1 pseudogene is annotated in these 463 nt (G+C 67.2%); it reads left to right on the forward strand.

Annotated elements, in window-relative coordinates:
* A pseudogene (locus J5M73_RS31290) lies at positions 1 to 186 on the forward strand (hypothetical protein); the annotation flags it as partial.
* Between the last annotated feature and the right edge of the window lie 277 nt (positions 187 to 463).

A 463-nucleotide genomic window follows, 5' to 3' on the forward strand; every position in this document is an offset into this window, starting at 1 on the left:
GGGCTGTACGTGCACACCGCGCCCGAGATGGTGTCGCTGCTGATGCAAGTCGATCTCGACGCGCGGATTCCGCCGCAGCTGTATCAGGCGGTCGCGGAGCTGCTCGCTTGGCTGTACGCGCTGGAACGCGACGCGGGCGACGGCGGCGGTGCGCAGCCGGCCTTTCCGCCATTGCCGAAGCGGTGAGCGCCTGATGCCCGACGCCGGCCACCGGCCGCCGGGATCACGCTGGCGGGGCTATCGCGCGGGCGCATGACGGGCGTTTCGGGCGCGGCGATCCCGCGTCCGGCGACATTGAGTCCGCCGCCATTTTGTGTAATGATATCCATTCTCATTTAATTGTTGCGGGCGGCGTGCGACTCGGTTGCGCGCCGCCCGATGTTTTGTGCGAATGGAAGCCGAAGCGTGAACGCGCCCGAATCGATCGAAAAACACTCCGGCGTCGCGGTGCCGTATCCGGGCT

The organism is Pseudomonas sp. 50_B, from assembly GCF_017491625.1.
In the GTDB taxonomy this organism is placed as follows: Bacteria; Pseudomonadota; Gammaproteobacteria; order Pseudomonadales; family Pseudomonadaceae; genus Aquipseudomonas; species Aquipseudomonas danubii.